General features: G+C 41.3%; 5 protein-coding genes and 1 tRNA gene. 2 read left to right on the forward strand and 4 right to left on the reverse strand.

The annotated features are described in order from the left end of the window. Window positions 1-1,047, reverse strand: a 1,047-nt coding sequence (locus tag AC4E7D_RS12615) for a WD40/YVTN/BNR-like repeat-containing protein (RefSeq protein ID WP_490174144.1), incomplete at its 3' end; no start/stop codon positions are given. Window positions 1,048-1,132: 85 nt separating this feature from the next. Here AC4E7D_RS12615 and AC4E7D_RS12620 point away from each other — a divergent pair. Together AC4E7D_RS12620 and AC4E7D_RS12625 are read left to right on the forward strand one after the other, a co-directional pair. Next, the gene (locus tag AC4E7D_RS12620) at window positions 1,133-1,702 is read left to right on the forward strand and encodes a RidA family protein (RefSeq protein ID WP_490174145.1); all 570 of its coding nucleotides are present in this window, start codon (window positions 1,133-1,135) and stop codon (window positions 1,700-1,702) included. A gap of 66 nt (window positions 1,703-1,768) precedes the next feature. Next, window positions 1,769-1,840, forward strand: a tRNA-Arg gene (locus AC4E7D_RS12625). Window positions 1,841-2,147: 307 nt separating this feature from the next. Here AC4E7D_RS12625 and AC4E7D_RS12630 read toward each other — a convergent pair. From AC4E7D_RS12630 to AC4E7D_RS12640, 3 genes are all read right to left on the reverse strand, one after another. After that, window positions 2,148-3,011, reverse strand: coding sequence for an ExbD/TolR family protein (locus AC4E7D_RS12630; protein WP_490174146.1), 864 nt, complete (start codon window positions 3,009-3,011; stop codon window positions 2,148-2,150). Beyond that, window positions 3,011-3,682 carry a hypothetical protein gene (locus AC4E7D_RS12635; protein ID WP_490174147.1) on the reverse strand — a complete coding sequence of 224 codons (672 nt, stop codon included), beginning with the start codon at window positions 3,680-3,682 and terminating at the stop codon, window positions 3,011-3,013. The genes AC4E7D_RS12630 and AC4E7D_RS12635 overlap by 1 nt, the downstream gene beginning before the upstream one ends. Before the next feature lie 2 nt (window positions 3,683-3,684). Further along, a partial coding sequence (locus tag AC4E7D_RS12640; protein WP_490174148.1) for a hypothetical protein occupies window positions 3,685-3,873 on the reverse strand: 189 nt, incomplete at its 5' end.

Genomic DNA, 3,873 nt, shown 5'->3' on the forward strand with positions numbered 1-3,873 from the left:
CTGATTAAAGGTTTTTCCACCGTCCTCGGAAGTGAGAATGCGGACATTCATCAGGTACAGCCGGTCGAATTTATGGGGACTGGCATAAAGCTCCTGGTAGTAATGTGGTCCTGTAGCACCTGAAACAGTATTGGACATTTTTTTCCAGGAGGCCCCGCGGTTTTCAGAGCGAAAGACGCCTCCTGTGGTGCGGTCGAGCTCAATGGCGGCATAGACCACATCGGGTTGCTGTGGCGAAATGGCCAGGCCAATTTTTCCCATATTGGATTTGGGCAGTCCCGTACTAAGTTTTTCCCAGGTTTGTCCACCGTCTTCAGAGCGATGGATACCGGTATCAGGTCCCCCACCCATCAGGGCGGCAACGGTGCGATGCCTTTGCCAGGTGGCCGCATAGATACGATCAGGGTTCCTCGGATCTAACATAATGTCCGTAACTCCTGTCCATTCGTTTCCACCCAGGGTCTTGGTCCAGTTTTGTCCACCATCAGTTGTCATATAGAAACCGCGTTCCCCGCCTTTGGTCCAAAGGGGCCCCTGCGCAGCAACCCAGACAACATTGGGATTCTCAGGGTGTACGATGATCTCAGAAATATGTTCCGATGCCTTAAGGCCCATATTTTCCCAGGTCTTGCCACCATCCTTGGAGCGGTAAATGCCGTCTCCGTAACCTACGTGTCGACCTCCTACATTCTCACCGGTACCTACCCAGATGGTCGCCGGGTTATTTGGGTCAATAGTGATGCACCCAATGGAGTAGGAAGGTTGTTTGTCGAACAGTGGGGTCCATGTGGTGCCGGAATTCTCAGTTTTCCAGACACCTCCAGAACCCACTGCCACATACCAGACATCGTCATCATCAGGATGTACAGCGATGTCGGCAATCCGACCAGACAAAAATGCCGGACCCACATTGCGGAGTTTCAGGTCGCCCATCGAAAAGGATTCCTTTTTTTCAGGGGTCGATTGTCCCCTGCGCCTTTGGGCATTCAGGTCCAGTGAGAAGCTCAAAAGCAGCAAAAAACAGAGGTAAGGGAGTAATTTTTTCATGGTTATCATTTTAGTTCAGTGTGAAGTGTTTAAATTACGGAAAAATGGAGAAAGATATCGCCAAGTTTAATTAAAAATCCTTCTGATGAAATCAACACTTTACTTTCTTTTTACACTGGCAGTATTAGCCAGCTGCAATACCCAGATCACCCGGGAAAAGTTACCAGAGGAACAATCAGAAATCCCTGCGGATTACGATCCTGAATCCAAATTGGCCGAATTGGGTATTGAACTCCCTCAGGCCTCTACGCCCGTAGCCAATTATGTAAATGCCGTTCGCACGGGCAACCTCATCTTCCTGGCGGGGAAAGGACCCCGGAAACCGGAAGGGGGAAATGTGACCGGTAAGCTGGGTGTGGACCTGACGATTGAGGAGGGGTATGAAGCCGCCCGTCTGGCGGGCATCGCCCAGCTCTCTGTGTTGAAAGCAGAATTGGGCAACCTGAATCGTGTAAAACGTGTGGTAAAGGTCAAGGGTATGGTGAATGCCGTGCCGGAATTCACAGACCACCCCAAGGTGGTGAATGGGTATTCGGATCTTATGGTTGACATATTCGGCGAGCGTGGGAAACACGCGAGGGCGGCAGTGGGCATGGGTTCTTTACCCAGCAATATTGCGGTTGAGATCGAAATGGTGGTTGAGGTGTTTGAGTAAGGGGATTTTTGGCCTCAGACTTGCGGGTTAGCTTAGAAATAGCGTATTTTTGTGTCCCGATTTTCTGGCCTCATAGTTCAATGGATAGAATAGAAGTTTCCTAAACTTTAGATCCAGGTTCGATTCCTGGTGAGGCTACTAAATTTGATGCCATCTGATTGGATTTGAATCAGATGGCTTTTTTTATTCCCGATTCTTTCCCGACATTTTAAACTAACTTCAGATTAGAATAGATTTTTTACCTCTCCTGCCGATTCTTCTCTGTGTCAAAAAAACGGGGGTGCCCCATAAATTTAGAATTGACCGGAGGGTCTTCATACCGGGTATGATAGCAGTCTGTAAGAATCTGCATTTCTTCGGGACGTCAATTTTAAACCAAACTTAGGTTTATGGAATGATGATAGGTTTAGGAGCTTATATAATATCTTGTTTGTGCGCCGGTAAATCATTCTATCAAAATCCCAAGCTTCTCTAAGCGTTCTTCGGCCTGTAAGGATAATTCCCCGATCATTTTCTTATTGAGATCAATGTTGTGTTTAATAGCTAATCTATTCTTAATCTGTGTGAATCGCACATATTCGCCATATTTTAGGCCCTCACCGTATCGTATTAATAGGTTTTCAGGATTGAGAATAATCTCCTCTAAGTCATTCTCATTCTCATAGTTTAGAGTTTTACCTTCATATCTGAAGTTGCTGCCTCCTAAAAGCCATAGTGAAGTAAAGTGATATTTTTCAAGCCAATCCTCTATATCCTGCTTAAAACCATTATGTAGGGTTCTCATCAGAACAAAATAATCGAGTTCTTCAGGAGGCGAAGGAGGCAATCTAGTTAAATCGGATATTAGTTCATTGTATTCGTTTTCCTGCTCAACTGTAAGAATCTTTTCATAATTTTCCAGTTGTAATGTAGATCCATTTAATATGTTATACTGATATGTCAAATCACCTAAGTCGCCTGTTTTATAATATATACGTCCTATTCCATAGCAACCTAACTGTTCTTTGATTTTATCAATAAATTTGTAGTTAACATTTATATCAGCGATAATGGCAAACTTTCTATCCTCAGTTATTGTTCGGTCCCTGTACTTTTTCTTTAATAAAGAGCATATTTCATCAAAATACTCTAACCTTTCATTACCGAAATATACCTTTTGATCTTTAGTAACATAGATTTCAAAAATTAATGTAGGGGCTAAGATCTTCATATCGATATTGCCCTCAGGTAAGCTAATGCTATCTTTAGACTGTGAGTATGATACAGAAACAACTAAGCAAAAAATAAAACTGAATATTAATCTACTCATTAGTAGCTTAGATGTTTCCATGACTTTATCCGATATCCGGTTATCTTGTTGTCAATTAAAGCATTCAATAAATCATTAGAAATTAGGGTCATATTTCCCAGTTCATTTGTATTAAAGATGTCAAATTTTGGGAATCTTTTCTTAAACTTTAGAGTTTCCCAAAAAACCCCATTGCCAAGAGGAATTTGTCTGAGTTGATTCAAGCGTTCTTCATTTGAAAGTTTTAGATTGATAATTCCGGTAACCTCATCTCTATGTTCAATATTAAGAGGCCGAATCTTTAAATTGGATTCTTCCTCGTTTACCCAGTTCATGAACTCATTTGTAACAAAATGAAACCAGTAATACTCATATTCAATCCCCTTGAAAAATACAGAACAAGCATAAAACTTATGTGTTGGTAAATTGAAATCAACCAAAACATCCTTCAACTTCTTGCTCACAATGAATCCAAATGACAATATATCTGTACTTAGAATATCAGTCAATTTAGCTCGTTTATCTAAGACAAGATTTAGTTTAGGCTCAACTATAGAAATTTCATGCCTTTTTATCACCCAAGGACTGGTAGGTGAAACTCTATCGAATCTGTCTTCCTTTATTTGATATGCTTGAGGGTAAGCACCAATTTCCTTTAATTCGACCGAGTAGTCTATTCTGGTATAGTTCAAGATTATTGATTTAGTAATTTGAAATGCTCATTTAAAGTCCTTCCAGATTTAACTGCATTGTCTATTTCTTTTAGAAGATAAGGGATTAGTTCTTTTTCTAAATAATCCTTCGCCATTATATCTGTAAAATTAATATTTCTTGTTTTCCATAAATCAATTTGTGATCTAACAAAATCCGTGTACGCAGGGTG

It is taken from the genome of Lentiprolixibacter sp. (assembly GCF_982873095.1).